The organism is Rickettsia montanensis str. OSU 85-930 (assembly GCF_000284175.1).
Taxonomy (GTDB): Bacteria; Pseudomonadota; Alphaproteobacteria; order Rickettsiales; family Rickettsiaceae; genus Rickettsia; species Rickettsia rickettsii.
Genome location: NC_017043.1, coordinates 334,585 through 352,881, shown reverse-complemented (window position 1 = coordinate 352,881; position 18,297 = coordinate 334,585). Strand labels below are relative to the sequence as shown.

Here is an 18,297-nt window from a genome sequence, read left to right as displayed (position 1 = left end):
ATCTTTTCACATTAGTATTATTATATTATATTATGGATATTTTGGAAAATAAAACTATAAATAATCTATGAATCAAAGTAATATAATCTCTCCTGAGTTACTGGATGAGAGAAGAAATATTGCAAGGCAAGGGGGCGGTGAAGTTAGGATCAACGCACAACATCAAAAAGGTAAGTTAACTGCACGAGAACGCATAGAAGTATTATTAGATCCGAATAGCTTTACCGAAACAGGTATGTTTGTATCCCATAGATGCGATAATTTTGGGATGCAGGATAAAAAGTTTTTAGGTGACGGCGTTGTAACGGGACACGGTACGATAAACGGTAGGTTGGTATTTATTTATAGCCAAGATTTTACCGTACTCGGTGGCTCTCTCGGCGAATATCATGCTAAGAAAATCTGCGATATTATCGATCAAGCTATAGAAACCGGTGCTCCCGTAATCGGTATTAACGACTCAGGGGGAGCAAGAATTCAAGAAGGGGTTGATGCTCTGGCCGGATACGGTGAATTATTTCAGCGTAATGTTTTAGCGTCGGGTGTCATCCCTCAAATTACCCTAATTATGGGACCTTGTGCCGGTGGTGCGGTATATTCTCCTGCCTTAACCGATTTTATATTTATGGTTAAAAATAGTTCTTATATGTTCGTAACTGGTCCCGATGTAGTAAAAACCGTTACGGGTGAAGAAGTAAGCCAAGAAAAGCTTGGCGGTGCTAGGATGCATACCACTAAAAGCGGCGTTGCCGATCTTGCATTCAACAATGATATAGAAGCATTGCTTGAAATTCGTAAATTCTTTAATTTCCTTCCGTCATCCAATCGTAGTCCTCTTCCTGTCCGTTCGACTGTTGATCCTGCCGATAGAGTTGATATGTCTCTTAGCACGTTAATACCTAACACTCCTAATAAGCCTTATGATATGAAAGAGCTTGTTGAGCGTATCGTTGATGAGGGAGAATTTTTTGAACTACAACCTGATTTTGCTAAGAATATCATTATTGGCTTTGGTTATATGGAAGGTTATCCGGTAGGATTTGTGGCTAATCAGCCTTTGCATTTAGCAGGATGTTTAGATATAAACGCCTCAAGAAAAGCAGCAAGATTTATTAGATTTTGTGATGCTTTCAATATTCCTATAGTAAGCCTTGTTGATGTGCCTGGATTTCTGCCTGGTACATCCCAAGAGCATGACGGTATTATTAAACACGGGGCTAAGCTGTTATACGCTTATGCGGAAGCTACAGTGCCGAAGATTACTGTAATTACCCGTAAGGCTTATGGGGGTGCTTATATAGTTATGAACTCCAAGCATCTTAGAGGCGATATAAACTATGCTTGGTTTAATTCGGAAATCGCCGTTATGGGGGCAGAGGGAGCAGCCGAGATAATATTTAAGGAAGAATGTAAAAACCCTGAAGCTAAAAAACAAAAAATCGATGAATATAGGAAAGTAGTAACTTCGCCTTTTGTTGCGGCATCTAGGGGATATTTGGATGATATTATAAGACCGCAAAATACCAGATGGCGAATATGTAAGGCGTTAAATTTCCTGCGTACTAAAAAAGTAGCACTGCCTTGGAAGAAGCATGATAATTTGCCGCTTTAGCTGTCATCCCGTGGTTTGACCACGGGATCTCAGAATACAGTCTGTGACACAAGACCCCGTGGTCAAGCCACGGGGTGACATTAGGATACAAAAAACTATGAATAAACCATTATTTGATAAAATTTTAATTGCTAATCGTAGCGAGATCGCCGTTAGGATAATACGTACCTTAAAAAAGATGGGGATAAAGTCGGTTGCAGTATATTCTGAAGCAGATACAAACTCAATGTATGTGCAGCATGCAGATGAGGCTTATTATATAGGTGATTCCCCTGCAACGGAAAGTTATTTATCTATTAAAAATATTATTTCGGCGATTCGTGAAAGTGGCGCAAGTGCAGTACATCCAGGTTACGGTTTTTTATCAGAAAATCCGAATTTTGCCAATATTCTTAAAAGAGAAGGTGTTGTTTTAATAGGACCGAGTGCCGGAACTATTAAAAAAATGGGCGATAAAATCGAAGCAAAAAAGATAGCGATAGAAGCCGGAGTTAGCACCGTTCCAGGTTATATGGGAACTATAAACGATGTTAAACAAGCTATAGATATTGCTAAAGAGATTGGTTTTCCGGTAATAGTAAAAGCGGCTGCCGGCGGCGGTGGGCGTGGTATGAGAGTAGTGAATAATCCCGCTGAAATGGCCAATGCTTTTGAGTCGGCAAAGCTTGAAGCAGCCAATAGTTTTAGTGACGATAGATTATTTATTGAGAAGTTAATTCAAACTCCCCGTCATATCGAAATTCAGCTAATTGCCGATCAATACGGCAATAGTGTATGTCTCGGAGAGCGGGAATGTTCAATACAGCGTCACCATCAAAAAGTAATCGAAGAAGCACCAAGTTCTTTTATTACTGAAGATATAAGGCAAGAAATGTATAGGCAGGTAATATCCTTATCTCAAAAAGTGGGATATTATTCGGCCGGTACCGTTGAGTTTATAGTAGATAGCAATAAAAATTTCTATTTTTTAGAGATGAATACTAGGTTGCAAGTCGAGCATCCTGTTACTGAACTAATTACCGGTATAGATATCGTTGAAGAGATGATACAAATCGCAGCCGGCGAGAAATTATCATTTACGCAAGATGACGTAAAATTAAAAGGTTGGGCATTTGAATCACGAATTTGTGCCGAAAACCCAAGCCGAGGTTTCTTACCTTCTAGTGGTAGAATTATAGCTTATTCCGAACCTGCAAAGAGTCCTAATATCCGTATAGATACAGGGATTGGGCTTGGCGGCGAAGTAAGTATGTTTTATGACTCAATGATTGCAAAATTATGTACTTATGGTGAAACAAGAGAGCAGGCAATTGAGCTAATGCGTTCTGCTTTGAGTTCTTATATAATTAACGGTATTGCTCATAATATCAGTTTCTTAGAAGCGGTAATGCTGCATCCACGCTTTGTTAGCGGCGATATTTCTACTGCCTTTATTCAAGAAGAATATCCTGATGGTTTTTCCGGAGCTAGTCTAACTTCAGAAGTAACTACCGTATTTTTAGCAACGGCTATTTTTATTTATATATCGGAGCAAAGACGTGCTTCTTTAATTTCCGGCAATATTAACAATCAGGCTAACAAAATAGGTACAAGGTGGGTAGTAACTATCGATGATAAACTATTTCCCGTATTGATTACACCTGTTGAAAACGGCTATAATATACGTCACGAAAGCGATAGAATATATATTCGTAGTAACTGGAATTTAGGTAATGAACTTTTTACGGCTATAATTAACGGTAAAAAGACAAATGTGAAAATTGAGAATATCAGAACCGGTTATTTATTATCGCATGCCGGTATTAGCGTAAAAGCCTTTGTACGCTCTCCTCGTATATCAGAACTTGAAGCGTTGATGGTCTCAAAAGTAGTGGTGGAAGAAAGCTCCGAACTACAAGCTCCTCTAAGCGGTCAGATTGCTGCGATAAAGGTGAAAGAAGGGCAGGAAGTGACGGCAGGACAAGAAATTATGATTTTAACTGCTATGAAAATGGAAAACCTGATTCTTGCCGAAAGAGACGGAAAAATAGCTAAAATTTTTGTTAATGAAAAGGATAATGTTGTAAGAGGGCAGGTATTATTAGAATTTGCTTGATATACTAGGTTCTGTAAAGGAAAATTCAATTATTTATATTTTCAGATATTTTTTAGCGAAAATTAATAAGATGTTTGTAGTAATAGTTGTTCCTATTTCAAAACAATCTTATAATTTGCAGCAAAGAAGAGCAAAAATAGGTTAATTTAATTTTCCTTCACAGAACCTAATATATTGTCTTTCGCTTATAATTCGCTACTATAGTAAACTCAGCTCCATGTTATGACAAGCGTAAGGGTAGAGCCTATATATTAATAGGCAAGACAACGAACAACGAAGTACAAAATGGAGATCAGTTTACTATATTCATTTATTTAGAATGTATCCATATTAATTAAGTCAAAATTTTTCTCAATAATTGAAATATTTGAGCTAGCTTTTTCAAATAGATAATGATTTTTGTTTACCTTATTATATGCTTCTGCAGCTTCTATAAATTCTTCTTGATTAAGGTAACACTCTCCTAAATAATACTATGCTTCTTGATAATAATTAGAGCTTTTGTGTATTTTACTATACATGTCTATAGCTTCTTTATATTTCTCATTCCTAAAATAATTATTTCCTTCCGTAAGATTTGGATGAGCCATGGTTCCTCCGTATTTTAATTAGATACATATATTACCATGAAATATGAGAATCATATTTCATGGTAATATATGTATCTAATTAATGTGCAAGAGGTTTTGTCGTCATTGCGAGGAAAAATTGTAAGTTTTGATGAAGCAATCTAGTTAAAAGTACTAATAATATTAGTATTTTTAACTAGACCCCGTGGACAAGCCACAGGGTAACAATTAGGAAACTGGTCCACGCAACAACGCCTATGCGGGAATGACATAAGAGCAGGCAATGAAGCAATCTTATCGTCAGAATGACATTATTAAAGCTCAGAATTAAATATTTTTATATCACCGCCTAAAGACGTTTCTTCATCAAGTCCCTCAAGGACAAAAGTGTGAAATATACCTGATTTAGAAGGAGTATGTTCTAATCTAGAGCCTGTGTTAGGTTTTTCAGTTTCAACCTTAAAATCAGAAACATAGCCCTCGTCTTCTACTACAGTATTTGTATTTATTGGAATTTTCTTCCCGCTAGAATAATCTTCTAACAGTGCTTTAATTTCTGTGAAATTTTGTAAATCTTTAGATAGTTGTTTTTTGAATTTAGAAAATTTTTGCTTTATTTGTTCTGATGATAAATTCTTATATCCGTCATGATGTGATGATATACTTGTTTTTAATATCCTCTCTAAATATATATTTGTAGTTAGGATTATTAGCTTTTTCACACAATGTAGAAATCTCAGTGACTTGAGTTAGTTGACACGATACATCGCTATGTAAGTTATCTTTTTCCCATCCTTTAACATTATAGTTAGCACCGTGTTTAAGTAAATATTTTACTATTGTAACCTGCCCATGCTCTGATGCAGGCATTAAAGGTGATACATCTTTATTGCCATTAATCTTTGCCCCTGCATCTAATAATGTTTTTACCGCATTTAAATTACCGTATATTATTGCTATTTCTAGAGCTACATCTAAATTAGCATTTTTAGATAAAAGATACTTTGCAATTTCTTTTCTATTTTTTAAATTTGCGGTACTTAATGGTGTGTTAAAACGATATTCAGTATTAACATCAAAACCGTATATTTCAACAAATTTTTTAATTACTTCAAGCTTATTTTCGTTTATTGCTTTAAAAAAGATTTGCTTATGAAGATCGTTTACATTTTGACCACCTTGTGCTGCTTCTTCTAAGGTTGTATTTAAATAAGTTGCTCCTTTTATTAAAAGATCACATGTAATGTCTGTTTTCCAAACCGGCAGTCACATTTAGTGTATTAGAACCATAATGACTAAAATTTACATTCGCTCCTTTTTCTTCTACAAAATACTTTACTAAAATTAAAATTTTATTATGTATTGCTTGTATTAGGCTGGGATTAGGTTCAAACGTAAGATGCTTAAGTAAATGTTCAGCTTGTGCATTGTTGTTTTTAAGTGTAAATTCTAATGCTTTGTATTTATTTGCACCTTGCGATATAAGGCCTTCCATGAGATTTATTTTATTTAAATTCAGATCATCTAAGCTAGCTATAATATTTAATGCTGTCCCGTCTTTAGGATGAAACGCATCAAAATATTGTTTTAAATACCCTAGAGTTATTACATTTTCTGTTTTAGTAGTTTCCGGCTTAGTAGTTCTTTTAATTTTAGAACCACCGGAGTTGTGGAGGAGTTGTGCATGATAATTTACCTTAAATTAATTTATAGCGTGCGTACTATAGATTAATCTAAGTAAATTATCAATATCTTAATTGATAGTAAAATAATTTACGATTTCTTAACTTTAAGTTGTATCTGATGGTTCTCTAATTTTACTTTACTTACATAATCAGGCGTGAAATTTTTAGCAAACTCGCCTAAAGTTTGTTCTTTAATAAAGTCTCCATAATTATCAATTATCTTAGATAAATCAAACTCGCTTATTATCTCAATGAAAATCCTGTCAGTGATAGAGAAATCGGCATCTTTTCGAGCCTGTTGTATAAAGCGTACAATGTCTCTTGCGTATCCTTCTTCTATTAACTCAGGTGTCAGCTCTAAATCAAGTATTAACAAGCTACTATTATTCTCAAAACTTGCTGCTCCTTTGATATGTGAATACGGCTCTAAAACTAGCTTATATTCGTCACTATTTAAGGTTTCACCGCATATAGCTAAACCGCCTGCGATAGCTTCCCACTCACCTTTTTTAGAAGCGGCTATAATCTCTTTCATTTTATGCGGCAAACGTTTACCAAGCATTGGGAAATTTATCGATAGTTTTTTGTTGGCGTAATTCTCTAGATCGTCACGATAAATTACCGCCTTAACATTAATTTCATCTTTAATTAAATCTTCAAAATCTTTGAGGTTGTTATTATGTTTACTGATAATAGCTATGCTAGCAAGTGGCTGCCTTACCCTGATATTTTCAGTGCTTCGGATAAATAGGCTATTACTGCAAATATCAAGCGCGTTATCCATAGTAGCAACCAGCTCGTGATTTATTTCAAAGTCTGAGAGAGTAGGGTAGTTGCAGAGATGTACGCTAATCTTGTCATTGCGAGGCACTGAAAGTGCCGTGGCAATCTTATGAGATACTCCTGAGACTGCTTCGTCAAGACTTGTGTCTTTCCTCGCAATGACGTTTGATTTTTCTGAGAGTGCCGTGTCGTTACGCTCCTCACAGTGACGTAATCCCTTATATATCGCTTCCGAAATCATAGGCACTAGTGCCGACATCGCAATAGCCATGGTTTCTAAACATGAATATAGAGTATTATAAGCATTTTGCTTATCTGTATCTTTTTCGCTTTTCCAAAATCTAGCTCGGCTTCGTCTTATATACCAGTTATTCAACACTTCAAAAAATTCTGAAACTGCATGATAAGCTGTTTGCGTATCGAAATTATCTAAGCTCTCTTTAATTTTTTGTACGGCTATTTTAAGCTTAGATAATATATAAACATCAAGTACGTTTTTAGAGCTAAAATTAAGCTCGCCTTTAAGCGAATCAGCATTAGCATACATAGTAAAAAAATGGTAAGCATTCCATATAGGTTTGATAAATAGACGAAGCGTATCAAATACCATTTTGCCGTCTTTATCAATTAATAGCTCCTGACCTTTAACAACATTTGAAGATAACATCGTAACTCTTAAAGCGTCAGAGCCGTATTTATCAAATAACTCCAGCGGATCGGCGTAGTTATTAAGACGCTTTGAAAGTTTTTGACCTGTAGCGTCTAAAATTACGCCGTGGCATATACAATTTAAAAACGGTGGGCGATCAAATAAAGCGGTAGATAGCACCATTAAAGTATAAAACCATCCGCGTGTTTGAGCTGAATACTCAACTATAAAATCAGCCGGGAAATGATCCTCAAACCACTTTTTATTTTCAAAAGGGTAATGGGCTTGCCCATATGGCATTGAACCGCTTTCAAACCAGCAATCAAACACGTCTTCTATTCTACGCATTGTTGATTTACCGGTTGGATCGTCGGGATTTGGTCTTGTCAGTTCATCGATAAACGGACGATGTAAATCAGTAACTTTAACACCAAAATCTTTCTCTAATTCCTCTATAGAGCCGTAAACGTCTATGCGTGGATATTTTGGATCATCGGACTTCCATACAGGCAGCGGCGTTCCCCAGAATCTATTACGGCTTATCGACCAATCACGAGCATTTTCAAGCCACTTACCAAATAAATTATCTTTAATATGGAAAGGTATCCAGTTAATTTGCTGATTTAACTCTACCATTCTATCTTTAAACTGCGTAACCTTTACGTACCATGACGGAACAGCCTTATATATAAGAGGCGTATCTGTTCGCCAGCAATGAGGATAATTATGAATATACTGCTCGGTTTTTAGCCAATTTCCTTGCTCTTTCAGTTTGATTATTATTTTGTCATTTGCATCAAATACTTGTAAGCCCTCTAAATCAGGAATTTCTTTAGTGAATTTACCGCTATTATCAACAGGACAAACAAGCTCAATACCTTTCGATTCACAAAGTATTTGGTCATCTTCACCAAAGCCTGGAGCCATATGTATGACTCCCGTGCCGTCACCCTCAACCACGAAATCGCCTGCAAATATCTTGAAGCTGTTTGGATGATTCTCGAAATAGTCGAATAAAGATTTATAGCTCAATCCTTGAAGTTCTGAGCCTTTAATTATCTCAAAATTTTCTTCACCACTAAGTCCTAATTCTTTAGCATATTTAAAGACGGAAGAAGCAGCTATTATATAACAAACATCATTTTTAGGGACTAATGCATAATCTATATCACTACCGACTGCTAAGGCTAAATTTGACGGCAATGTCCAAGGTGTCGTCGTCCAAGCGAGTATACGGTATTCTTTAAAAGATCCTGTGGTCGTAGCCACGGGATGACATAGTACAAAACTCACCGTTACAGCTTTATCGGCTCGCTCACGATAAGAATTATCAAGTCTTGTTTCAAAATTAGAAAGCGGTGTTTCGCATGCCCAAGAATAAGGCATTACCCGCATAGATTCATACAATAACCCCTTATTATATAACTCCTTAAATGCCCAAAGTACGGATTCCATAAAATTCTTATCCATAGTTTTATAAGAATTTTTAAAATCCACCCATCTTGCTTGACGAGTTACATATTCTTCCCAATCATTAGCATATTTCATTACCGAAGCTCTGCAATGTGCATTAAACTTCTCTATACCAAAATTAGCTATTGCAAGACGTCCTGAAATGCCAAGTTCTTTCTCTGATTGCATTTCAGCAGGAAGACCGTGACAGTCCCAGCCAAAGTGACGCTCGACTTTCTTACCTTTTACGGTTTGGTATCTAGCATATACGTCTTTAATAAAGCCGGTAAGCAAATGACCGTAATGCGGCAAACCGTTTGCAAAAGGCGGGCCGTCATAAAAAATAAATTCTGACTCTCCGTTCCTATCATCAATAGATTTTTGGAATATATTATTGTCTTGCCAAAATTTTAGTATCTCTCGCTCTAAGCCTGCAAAATCAGTATTCGAGCTAACTTCAGGATAATATTTAGTATTTGTCATTATTTTAGAAATTATTTTTAAAAATATCTTAATTATATGCAAGAGAGGTCATAATACAAGAATTTTTAAGGTATTTAAGAAAGTAATAAGGTGTATTACAGATTAAAAGATGATATAGAAATTTTGTCTAACTCAATTCATTTCACTATTAGTTACTACCTATCGTTTCAGCTCCATAAGCCGATAATATTTGTGCTTCGTATTCTAAATATTTCCACTCTTCATTTAAATATTTAAACATTACTTCAGCTCCAGTATATTTTGTTAAATCGCTAAGGTACTGTGCTTTAGCATCACTTTCTACTTTATTACTTAAATTCTTGAATCTCTTTATACTCAGGTACATTCTTATATTTAGTAACAGTACGGCTCTTTATCGTCTCTTTCTCTATCCGTGCTTTTTTATAAATTGGCTCATAGCCCTTAATTTGCCTTATACATACGTTATAATTTAGTAGTTGGATATATAAATTGGTTTTGCTAAAGAAATATCATCATAAGTTTTTAATTTTTTCTTAGGTGGATAAGTATATATTGGCTTCGGCTCTATTTGTTTAGTTTCTTCTATAAGCTCTTTTTCTAAATATTGTTGTTCTTCGGTATAGGCGATTTCTTTTAAACTTACATATTTCTTTTCTGTTTTATAAGAATAATATTTGTCATCATTTATCTTCTCTTGAAGATCTAAATTATTTTTATACGCTTTAGCAAGTTCAGAGAAAAGTATCTTCAATGTTTTTGAATTTTCACCGAAATAACTTATAGGGATAACTTGATTATTAACTAATGTTCTATCATGTTCTTTATTAGAACATTCTTTTTTAAATTGAGTTTTCATATTATGTGAATTAGCGAATCAAAACAATATTGCAACTTAATTGTAAGCTAGCCCAAGCTTTGTCTGCTGTATATATCGGATAATTTTTTCCTGTCCTTTTTCTTCCGCAAGTAAAGCCATCAAGGAAGCAGAATCAAGAATTATTGTTATGAGAAGACATTATTGGGTTACAAGTTAAAATTTAGAATTTTCTTTATTTGCTTCTTGATATTTCTGCTTTAAAAATTCATCAACAAATGATTCTGATTTAGAACCATGTTGTTTAAACAATGCTTGAGCTTCTTTTACAGCCTTATGACAAGTGATTAAATGTAATTCATTATTAACTTTATTTATTTTGATATGGAGTTAATATTACCCATTAAGCATATCTACGTAAACATTCTAACTATGGGGATATTTGAAGGGGCGAGTAATTTTTTCATCTGTGAGAAAGTTTTTACTATATTTTCTACGACAGTCTCAATAAATTTATCGGTTTCAATATAATTTTCCGATTCGTCTTGGATATAAAAAAGAATAGATGAAACATAAACCGAGAGCAATAAGCTTCTTTTGGTATAATAGTTAAAATTAAGAGATTTATCACCGGCATAACGCCAAATAGCATCACAACTACGGAATGCAACTTCAGTTCCTTGTATTGGGTTTAATGCAAAATAAGCGGCATTCTTACTATGAATAATAGGAAGTACGGTTTTGACCCTAATCTTTACGGCTAAAGATATTTTTTCTCTTATTTTTGATGGTTCTGCTATTATCTTTAAGCTTTCTAGCATAATATTATCTAAATACTCTTCCAAAAATCCTACTATTTCGGATAAACCTTCTGGAAAAACTATTAAGCTATAGCCTTTTGCAAAACCGCATTTTTCTTCTGCTGCTTCGAGTAGTTTATTATTCCATTCATTAAACGGTAATAATTCTAATAAAGATTGCACGAAGTTTATTTTTTTGATATGGTGTTCTTCTTGAATGCTCATATTTTTAACCTTGACATACAACTTAATTATAGGGTACAGTTCAATAAACCACAATATCTTTTAAGGAGAGTAATTTTAGTGATACTAGTAAATGTTCACGCCGGTAATTGTGATAATACGCTTAAGAATTTTAAGAAAAAGCTACAAAGAGAGCTTTATTTTCGTAAGATGAAAGAACAGCGTTATTATGAAACACCTTCAGCGAAGCGTGTTCGTAAAGCACAAGAAGCAGCGAGAAGACAGAGAAAATTTGCTCGTAAAAAAATGTTTGATGAATAAAATTTCAAACAATTTTCATACTAAATATAAAGCTAGAAATATTAATATTTCTAGCTTTTTTTATCGTCATCTAGTTGCTTGACCATGTGTTGTACGAACGTTCAAGATGTCATTCCTGCGAAAGCAGGAATTCAAAAAAATAGCCATACAAAATTACGTATTTGATGAAATCAATATAATAAAAAAACAAGTTTTTATATGTTTGACTGGATTCCCGCTTCCACGGGAATGACATAAAAACAATCAATGCAACAACACCCCGCTTTTGCAGAAATGACAATAAGGTACTTAAAACTTGAATATTTCCAATTAGCTTTTTTTTATGTTATAAAGAACTGTTATAGTCATATAAACAGTATCTATGCTTAGTTATCTTAAACAAAATTTACGTTCTTATTTTTCTAGTAGAGTACTAATTTTTACTTTAGCAACAGCAGCTATTATTTTTGCTTGTGCTACTTTTTATGTGATATCTTTAGAATCAAAGAATTTTAGTACGATTATTGGATTTTTATTAGTTGATTTAGCAATTTTTTTAATTTTAGGTATTTTACTAACTCAAAAATTTTTTACTAAAAATAATAATAACGATAGTTCTAAATTACAAAATCGTATTGTAATTGCCTTTAGTTTAGTTGCAGCTATTCCAACTATAATTGTTTCGGTATTTTCTGTTTATTTTTTTAATCTTAGTGTTCAAGCTTGGTTTGATAAGAAGATTTCTACGGTTCTTGATCAATCCGTGATAGTTGCAGAATCTTATATCGCCGAGCATAAATTACAGCTAAAAGAAACGGCTTTAGCCGTTGCTGAAGATTTAAGCGATATGTATTACGATTTAATTCACAATCCCGCTTTATTTACTAAAACACTTAATACTGAAGCAGAGATGCGTTCGCTTGATGAGGCTATAGTTTTAAACAAATCTACTAATACTATAGTAGCTAATAGTTATTTAAGTTTTTTATTATCATTTGCAACTATCCCTGCACATTTAATTAAAAAAGCGGATTTAGGTGAACCGGTGGAAGTAAAATCCGATCCAACCAAAATAAGGATGCTGATTAAATTAAAAGAGTATCATGATGTGTATTTATTAGTCGGTAGATTAGTAGATAATAAAATTATCGACCATGTAGATGCAACTAACGGAGCAGCTGCCGAGTATAATAGCCTTAAAAATGAAATAGATAATATACAGATTAAGTTCTCTATAATGTTTATCTTTATTGCCTTATTACTTCTTTTTGTAGCTATAAGTTTCGGGGTTATATTTACTGCTAAAATAGTAAAACCTATTAAAAAATTAGTTACTGCAACCGACAAAGTTAAAGGTGGCGATTTAACGGTACAAGTGCCTGAAAATGAAGTAGATAAAGACGAAATAGGCACGCTTTATGTGGCATTTAATAGAATGATTAAGCAGCTTTCTCGCCAGCAGCGTGATTTAGTTATAGCACAGAGGGCTATGGCTTGGTCGGATGTTGCAAAAAAAGTAGCCCATGAAATCAAGAATCCGTTAACTCCTATTTTACTTGCTTCTGAAAGATTGTTGAAGAAATTTAGCCCTGAAATTAAGGAAAGGGTAGAATTTGAAAATTATTTAAAAATGATTATTCGCCATACTAACGATATTAAAAATATAGTATCCGAATTTGTTCTTTTTGCACGTCTTCCTGCTCCTAAATTTACGAAGAGTGAATTAGTTTATTTAGTTAAACATATTGTTGAAGCACGTAAATTACTTAATGATAATATTTTGTATAAATTTGAGTCTAACGTAGAACAATTTGATTTTATGTGTGATGCTACCCAAATAAATCAAGTTATGATCAATTTGTTGAAAAACGCAGAAGAGTCAATAGAAGGGCGAGAATCCGGAAAAATAGAAGTTACTATAGATGCTAAAGACGATTTTATTAGCGTTGTTGTAACGGATAACGGTAAAGGATTCCCGCCTGAGCTAATAGGCAAAGCTACCGAAAGCTATGTTACGACCAGCAGTAAAGGTATGGGAGTAGGGCTTGCTATAGTTAAAAGAATAGTCGAAGAACATTGCGGCATTCTAGATATAGCAAACAGAGAAGAAGAGGGAGCAATAATCGATATAAAATTTGATTTAAAAGAATTGGATTTAAAGGCTAAGCGTTTGGAAATGTAGTATTTTACTAGAGGATGAAGGAAAATTTAGAATCAATTATTTATCACCTAATATGAACACAAATCATAAACAAAAAGCAAAGTTATGAATGTAGAAGTCACGGAGTTTTTAGCAAAAGAGCTTATTGCAGAACAATTCCCTAAATGGTTTCATTTACCTATCAAACCGGTTGAATTTAGTGGTCATGATAATAGAACCTTTCATTTAGGCGATGAAATGTTAATTAGATGACCAAGTGCAGCAAAATAATATAGGTGCGGTTTCAAAAGAACACAAATGGTTACCAATATTAGCACCTAACTTGTCATGTCATATCCCTAAGCCTTGAGCTTTAGGTAAACCTTCAAAAAATTATCCTTGGAATTGGTCAATATATAAATGGATTGAAGGAAAAAGTGCAAATAGCTTTGATACTAGTAGCTTAAATTTATCTCTAATTGCTTCTGATCTAGAAAAATTTCTAAATGAATTACATAAGATTGATATAATTGATGGACCTGTTCCAGGTACTCATAACTTTTGGCGTGGAGGTGATCTTGCAGTTTATGACCTTGAGACAAAAGTAGCAATTAAAAATTTAAAAGATTTGATTGATGCAGATAAAGTTCTATCTGTTTGGGAAAAAGCATTAAATTCTCAGTGGAATAAAAAACCTATATGGATTCATGGTGATTTTGTAAGTGGTAATATTATTATAATTATAAAAAATGGTAAGCTTAATGCAGTAATCGATTTGGAGGTATGGGTATTGGTGATCCTGCTTGTGATTTGGTAATAATTTGGACTTTTCTGCAAAATGAAGCAAGAGAAATTTTTAAAGAACAGCTAGCATTAGATGATGATACTTGGGCAAGAGCACGAGGTTGGGCTTTGTGGAAAGCTTTAATTGCTCCACTAGATGGTCTTGATGCTGTTAAGAATTTACAAATTATTCATGATATTTTATATAAGCATGAAAAATTATGATTGAGATAGCTATTTATAAATACTATATCAATGAGTAATAGACATTTGCGAAGTATATAATGAGCATGCCCGGCGACTAGATTTTAACTAAGTTTTGTAATGATTATAAACCGTTAAAGAAGGATCTAAACTAGATATATAGAACAAAAATAAAAAAAATAAAATAATTTCAAAATTGTAGTTGACATAGCTGATTATATTGCATATAACTACACCTATCCAAAGCGATAAATGAAAAAAAGTCGCAGCTGTTTTTAAAAGTCAATAATTAGATATAGATAGTGACAGTAAGCATGTACATATCACAAAAGTGATAATTAAACCTGTCAATTTTTAAAGTAAAACTGACAGAATTAAACTTGAGAGTTTGATCCTGGCTCAGAACGAACGCTATCGGTATGCTTAACACATGCAAGTCGAACGGACTAATTGGAGCTTGCTCCAATTAGTTAGTGGCAGACGGGTGAGTAACGCGTGGGAATCTACCCATCAGTACGGAATAACTTTTAGAAATAAAAGCTAATACCGTATATTCTCTACGGAGGAAAGGTTTATCGCTGATGGATGAGCCCGCGTCAGATTAGGTAGTTGGTGAGGTAATGGCTCACCAAGCCGACGATCTGTAGCTGGTCTGAGAGGATGATCAGCCACACTGGGACTGAGACACGGCCCAGACTCCTACGGGAGGCAGCAGTGGGGAATATTGGACAATGGGCGAAAGCCTGATCCAGCAATACCGAGTGAGTGATGAAGGCCTTAGGGTTGTAAAGCTCTTTTAGCAGGGAAGATAATGACGTTACTTGCAGAAAAAGCCCCGGCTAACTCCGTGCCAGCAGCCGCGGTAAGACGGAGGGGGCTAGCGTTGTTCGGAATTACTGGGCGTAAAGAGTGCGTAGGCGGTTTAGTAAGTTGGAAGTGAAAGCCCGGGGCTTAACCTCGGAATTGCTTTCAAAACTACTAATCTAGAGTGTAGTAGGGGATGATGGAATTCCTAGTGTAGAGGTGAAATTCTTAGATATTAGGAGGAACACCGGTGGCGAAGGCGGTCATCTGGGCTGCAACTGACGCTGATGCACGAAAGCGTGGGGAGCAAACAGGATTAGATACCCTGGTAGTCCACGCCGTAAACGATGAGTGCTAGATATCGGAAGATTCTCTTTCGGTTTCGCAGCTAACGCATTAAGCACTCCGCCTGGGGAGTACGGTCGCAAGATTAAAACTCAAAGGAATTGACGGGGGCTCGCACAAGCGGTGGAGCATGCGGTTTAATTCGATGTTACGCGAAAAACCTTACCAACCCTTGACATGGTGGTCGTGAATCGCAGAGATGCTTTTCTTCAGCTCGGCTGGACCACACACAGGTGTTGCATGGCTGTCGTCAGCTCGTGTCGTGAGATGTTGGGTTAAGTCCCGCAACGAGCGCAACCCTCATTCTTATTTGCCAGCGGGTAATGCCGGGAACTATAAGAAAACTGCCGGTGATAAGCCGGAGGAAGGTGGGGACGACGTCAAGTCATCATGGCCCTTACGGGTTGGGCTACACGCGTGCTACAATGGTGTTTACAGAGGGAAGCAAGACGGCGACGTGGAGCAAATCCCTAAAAGACATCTCAGTTCGGATTGTTCTCTGCAACTCGAGAGCATGAAGTTGGAATCGCTAGTAATCGCGGATCAGCATGCCGCGGTGAATACGTTCTCGGGCCTTGTACACACTGCCCGTCACGCCATGGGAGTTGGTTTTACCTGAAGGTGGTGAGCTAACGCAAGAGGCAGCCAACCACGGTAAAATTAGCGACTGGGGTGAAGTCGTAACAAGGTAGCCGTAGGGGAACCTGCGGCTGGATTACCTCCTTAAAGACTAAATTAGTATATTACTTGTACAAGTATAAGTAATTACTCAGTCCAAATATTTACTGTCACTATCTTTAACTAATTGTTTGCTTTTAAGACTATAATTTCTTTTCTTTTTTCAATTTCCTATATCTCTTCTCAAAAACAATACTGTTTTGTCTAAAGAATAAGTAATAAAACTTATTTGCTTATATACTCATTAGACTTATTGCATATACTCCTTTTAAAGGTAGTTTGTCCACAGAATCTAGTAATGCTTGACATATTTTATATTAACAATATCTTTTTATTAAAATTTTGGAGATATTTAGATTAACTTATGAAAATTGCTAAATTACAGGCAAAGATACTTTTTTCAGCATTAAATGAATGGAATAACGCCGGTTTACTTGATGATAATACGACTATATTACTTAAACACGATATAGAAATATTAAATTTTGGTTGGAAGAAATTAGCTAGATATTCTTTTGGGGTTTCTTTAATATGTATAGTTAATGCTATTTTGTCTGATCGTTATCTACGCGAATTATTAGAATATATTTTTAATGCCCCGCATCTGCTGAAATTTATTACCTTATCAACTTTATCGGGAATAATTTATTTTGTTGATTTTAAAAGGCAGCAACAAAAACCAGAGAAAATTTTTAGTAATGGGGCAGTATTATTTTGAGGGGTCTTAACCACTGTTTGTGCTATTTATCAACTAGAAAAAGCATTTGATTCAGGGAGTGGACATTTTTCCATTTTATTGCTTTTATCTTTATATTGTTTATACCATATTAGGATATTTCTCTAAATCAAATTTAATTTGGTGCGTTGCTTTAATTTCACTAGGTAGTTGGATGAGAGCAGAAACCGGGTATATGTCAGGATGGGGAGTATATTACTTAGGTATGAATTATCCATACTTACTGTAGTAGAAGGTGGAAGGCTTGCTTACATGAATATCCAAGCCGTCATTGCGAGCGACTAAAGGCTTTGTTGCATGGCTCGAAAAACCTACTCGATGTCATTCCCGCTTTCGCGGGAATGACATAAAACAAGCCATGCAACAAAGCAGCGACTGCAAGGAGCGTGGCAATCTATAAAAAATAGTAAAAAATCTGTAAATCAGAATTTTTTACTGGATTGCTTCGTCAATTGCTATGCAATTTCCTCGCAATGACGGCAAAACCAATCCACGCGAGTAATGCTAAGTCATTCAATAGACCTCTTCGGAAACTCTACTTCTAGAGGTAATTTGTACGTCGATCCGGTACTCGAATCCTCACGTACTCTTTTGTACGCTGCGGTTCTGCGTTCCGTGTCTCCTTCAAATTCCTCTCTATAAGCGAGTTTCCGAAGAGGTCTATTGAAATCTAAATATTTCTTAGAATTACTTTACTTAATTCATAATTCAAGTGTGAGAAGTTTATCTCTTCAAATCCTTTTCTCGGAATAATAATCATTGCAAATTTTATAACCTTAAAGTTAGAATCACTAACAATAATTCTAATGAGATGTCGTATACGCCTTTTAATTTTGTTGCGAACTACAGCTTTTTTATTTAGCTTTCTGCTAACTTTGATTCCTAAAAAGGTGTTATATTTTGATTCAAGGAAGATTTTTGGAAGTTTTTTGGCGATTACCAAAATAAAATATCTCTCATGGAGCTTCTTTCCAAGCTTATTTATAAGCTCAAATTCTTTTTGATTTTTTAAAGATGTAATAGACAATTTGATAAGTCAGATTATTTTAAGCAGATAATTTATGTCTACCTTTAGCACGACGTTTTCTTAAGATTGCTCTTCCAGTTGGAGTAGCCATTCTAGATCTAAAACCATGTCTTCTTTTTCTAACTAAATTACTAGGTTGAAATGTACGTTTCATAATATTTATACCGAACGAA

17 protein-coding genes, 1 rRNA gene and 4 pseudogenes are annotated in these 18,297 nt (G+C 35.0%); 11 read left to right on the top strand and 11 right to left on the bottom strand.

Annotation, left to right across the window (positions count from 1 at the left end; genetic code table 11):
• Positions 1 to 67: 67 nt before the first annotated feature.
• From MCI_RS01910 to MCI_RS08870, 3 genes are all read left to right on the top strand, one after another.
• The gene (locus tag MCI_RS01910) at positions 68 to 1,612 is read left to right on the top strand and encodes an acyl-CoA carboxylase subunit beta (RefSeq protein ID WP_014409436.1); all 1,545 of its coding nucleotides are present in this window, start codon (positions 68 to 70) and stop codon (positions 1,610 to 1,612) included.
• Between the two features lie 97 nt (positions 1,613 to 1,709).
• Positions 1,710 to 3,707: an acetyl/propionyl/methylcrotonyl-CoA carboxylase subunit alpha gene (locus tag MCI_RS01905; RefSeq protein ID WP_014409435.1), complete on the top strand. Its 1,998-nt coding sequence runs from the start codon at positions 1,710 to 1,712 to the stop codon at positions 3,705 to 3,707.
• Positions 3,700 to 3,852, top strand: coding sequence for a hypothetical protein (locus MCI_RS08870; protein ID WP_014409434.1), 153 nt, complete (start codon positions 3,700 to 3,702; stop codon positions 3,850 to 3,852). The genes MCI_RS01905 and MCI_RS08870 overlap by 8 nt, the downstream gene beginning before the upstream one ends.
• A 738-nt stretch (positions 3,853 to 4,590) precedes the next feature.
• On the opposite strand, the gene MCI_RS01895 is transcribed toward MCI_RS08870, so the two are convergent.
• The 8 genes and pseudogenes from MCI_RS01895 to MCI_RS01860 all read right to left on the bottom strand — a co-directional run bounded on the left by MCI_RS01895 (position 4,591) and on the right by MCI_RS01860 (position 11,149).
• Positions 4,591 to 4,998: a hypothetical protein gene (locus MCI_RS01895; RefSeq protein WP_014409432.1), complete on the bottom strand. Its 408-nt coding sequence runs from the start codon at positions 4,996 to 4,998 to the stop codon at positions 4,591 to 4,593.
• On the bottom strand, positions 4,922 to 5,227 hold the full coding sequence (locus MCI_RS09495) for an ankyrin repeat domain-containing protein (RefSeq protein WP_232202746.1): 306 nt from the start codon (positions 5,225 to 5,227) through the stop codon (positions 4,922 to 4,924). Before MCI_RS09495 ends, MCI_RS01895 begins: the two co-directional genes overlap by 77 nt.
• An 89-nt stretch (positions 5,228 to 5,316) precedes the next feature.
• Positions 5,317 to 5,621, bottom strand: a pseudogene (locus MCI_RS09485) (hypothetical protein).
• Between the two features lie 126 nt (positions 5,622 to 5,747).
• Positions 5,748 to 5,962 (bottom strand): annotated as a pseudogene (locus MCI_RS10465) (hypothetical protein); the annotation flags it as partial.
• A gap of 87 nt (positions 5,963 to 6,049) precedes the next feature.
• Positions 6,050 to 9,328, bottom strand: coding sequence for an isoleucine--tRNA ligase (ileS, locus tag MCI_RS01875; RefSeq protein ID WP_014409428.1), 3,279 nt, complete (start codon positions 9,326 to 9,328; stop codon positions 6,050 to 6,052).
• Between the two features lie 148 nt (positions 9,329 to 9,476).
• Complete coding sequence (locus MCI_RS01870) at positions 9,477 to 9,674, bottom strand: hypothetical protein (RefSeq protein ID WP_041404099.1); 198 nt, start codon at positions 9,672 to 9,674, stop codon at positions 9,477 to 9,479.
• A 105-nt stretch (positions 9,675 to 9,779) separates the two neighbouring features.
• A complete protein-coding gene (locus MCI_RS09480) occupies positions 9,780 to 10,166 on the bottom strand; it encodes a hypothetical protein (protein WP_232202693.1) in 387 nt (128 codons plus the stop codon).
• Between the two features lie 371 nt (positions 10,167 to 10,537).
• Positions 10,538 to 11,149: a COQ9 family protein gene (locus MCI_RS01860; RefSeq protein ID WP_014409427.1), complete on the bottom strand. Its 612-nt coding sequence runs from the start codon at positions 11,147 to 11,149 to the stop codon at positions 10,538 to 10,540.
• 78 nt (positions 11,150 to 11,227) lie between these two features.
• Between MCI_RS01860 and rpsU the strand changes: the two genes are divergently transcribed.
• The 8 genes and pseudogenes from rpsU to MCI_RS09465 all read left to right on the top strand — a co-directional run.
• A complete protein-coding gene (gene rpsU, locus MCI_RS01855; protein ID WP_012148483.1) occupies positions 11,228 to 11,428 on the top strand; it encodes a 30S ribosomal protein S21 in 201 nt (66 codons plus the stop codon).
• Between the two features lie 361 nt (positions 11,429 to 11,789).
• Complete coding sequence (locus MCI_RS01850; protein WP_014409426.1) at positions 11,790 to 13,589, top strand: sensor histidine kinase NtrY-like; 1,800 nt, start codon at positions 11,790 to 11,792, stop codon at positions 13,587 to 13,589.
• Positions 13,590 to 13,673: 84 nt separating this feature from the next.
• The gene (locus tag MCI_RS08855; RefSeq protein WP_014409425.1) at positions 13,674 to 13,820 is read left to right on the top strand and encodes a hypothetical protein; all 147 of its coding nucleotides are present in this window, start codon (positions 13,674 to 13,676) and stop codon (positions 13,818 to 13,820) included.
• A 139-nt stretch (positions 13,821 to 13,959) separates the two neighbouring features.
• The gene (locus MCI_RS09475) at positions 13,960 to 14,364 is read left to right on the top strand and encodes a phosphotransferase (protein ID WP_332248937.1); all 405 of its coding nucleotides are present in this window, start codon (positions 13,960 to 13,962) and stop codon (positions 14,362 to 14,364) included.
• Positions 14,331 to 14,555 (top strand): hypothetical protein, encoded by a 225-nt coding sequence (locus MCI_RS09470; protein WP_232202692.1) that lies wholly within the window; start codon positions 14,331 to 14,333, stop codon positions 14,553 to 14,555. Before MCI_RS09475 ends, MCI_RS09470 begins: the two co-directional genes overlap by 34 nt.
• Before the next feature lie 355 nt (positions 14,556 to 14,910).
• Positions 14,911 to 16,409, top strand: a 16S ribosomal RNA gene (locus MCI_RS01835).
• A gap of 316 nt (positions 16,410 to 16,725) precedes the next feature.
• The gene (locus MCI_RS01830) at positions 16,726 to 17,079 is read left to right on the top strand and encodes a hypothetical protein (RefSeq protein ID WP_014409424.1); all 354 of its coding nucleotides are present in this window, start codon (positions 16,726 to 16,728) and stop codon (positions 17,077 to 17,079) included.
• 393 nt (positions 17,080 to 17,472) lie between these two features.
• Positions 17,473 to 17,584 (top strand): annotated as a pseudogene (locus MCI_RS09465) (lytic transglycosylase domain-containing protein); the annotation flags it as partial.
• 22 nt (positions 17,585 to 17,606) lie between these two features.
• On the opposite strand, the pseudogene MCI_RS10460 reads toward MCI_RS09465, so the two are convergent.
• The 3 genes and pseudogenes from MCI_RS10460 to rpmH form a co-directional block, all read right to left on the bottom strand.
• Positions 17,607 to 17,762: pseudogene (locus MCI_RS10460) on the bottom strand (palindromic element RPE1 domain-containing protein); the annotation flags it as partial.
• Positions 17,763 to 17,767: 5 nt separating this feature from the next.
• A complete protein-coding gene (gene rnpA / locus MCI_RS01825; RefSeq protein WP_014409423.1) occupies positions 17,768 to 18,124 on the bottom strand; it encodes a ribonuclease P protein component in 357 nt (118 codons plus the stop codon).
• A 19-nt stretch (positions 18,125 to 18,143) separates the two neighbouring features.
• Positions 18,144 to 18,278: a 50S ribosomal protein L34 gene (rpmH, locus tag MCI_RS01820; RefSeq protein WP_011270688.1), complete on the bottom strand. Its 135-nt coding sequence runs from the start codon at positions 18,276 to 18,278 to the stop codon at positions 18,144 to 18,146.
• Between the last annotated feature and the right edge of the window lie 19 nt (positions 18,279 to 18,297).

Coding starts and splice junctions, on each gene's coding strand:
- MCI_RS01910 (WP_014409436.1), top strand. CDS start 68: ATGAATCAAAGTAATATAATCTCTCCTGAGTTACTGGATGAGAGAAGA.
- MCI_RS01905 (WP_014409435.1), top strand. CDS start 1,710: ATGAATAAACCATTATTTGATAAAATTTTAATTGCTAATCGTAGCGAG.
- ileS (WP_014409428.1), bottom strand. CDS start 9,328: ATGACAAATACTAAATATTATCCTGAAGTTAGCTCGAATACTGATTTT.
- MCI_RS01870 (WP_041404099.1), bottom strand. CDS start 9,674: ATGTACCTGAGTATAAAGAGATTCAAGAATTTAAGTAATAAAGTAGAA.
- MCI_RS09480 (WP_232202693.1), bottom strand. CDS start 10,166: ATGAAAACTCAATTTAAAAAAGAATGTTCTAATAAAGAACATGATAGA.
- MCI_RS01860 (WP_014409427.1), bottom strand. CDS start 11,149: ATGAGCATTCAAGAAGAACACCATATCAAAAAAATAAACTTCGTGCAA.
- MCI_RS01850 (WP_014409426.1), top strand. CDS start 11,790: ATGCTTAGTTATCTTAAACAAAATTTACGTTCTTATTTTTCTAGTAGA.
- MCI_RS08855 (WP_014409425.1), top strand. CDS start 13,674: ATGAATGTAGAAGTCACGGAGTTTTTAGCAAAAGAGCTTATTGCAGAA.
- MCI_RS09470 (WP_232202692.1), top strand. CDS start 14,331: ATGGGTATTGGTGATCCTGCTTGTGATTTGGTAATAATTTGGACTTTT.
- MCI_RS01830 (WP_014409424.1), top strand. CDS start 16,726: ATGAAAATTGCTAAATTACAGGCAAAGATACTTTTTTCAGCATTAAAT.
- rpmH (WP_011270688.1), bottom strand. CDS start 18,278: ATGAAACGTACATTTCAACCTAGTAATTTAGTTAGAAAAAGAAGACAT.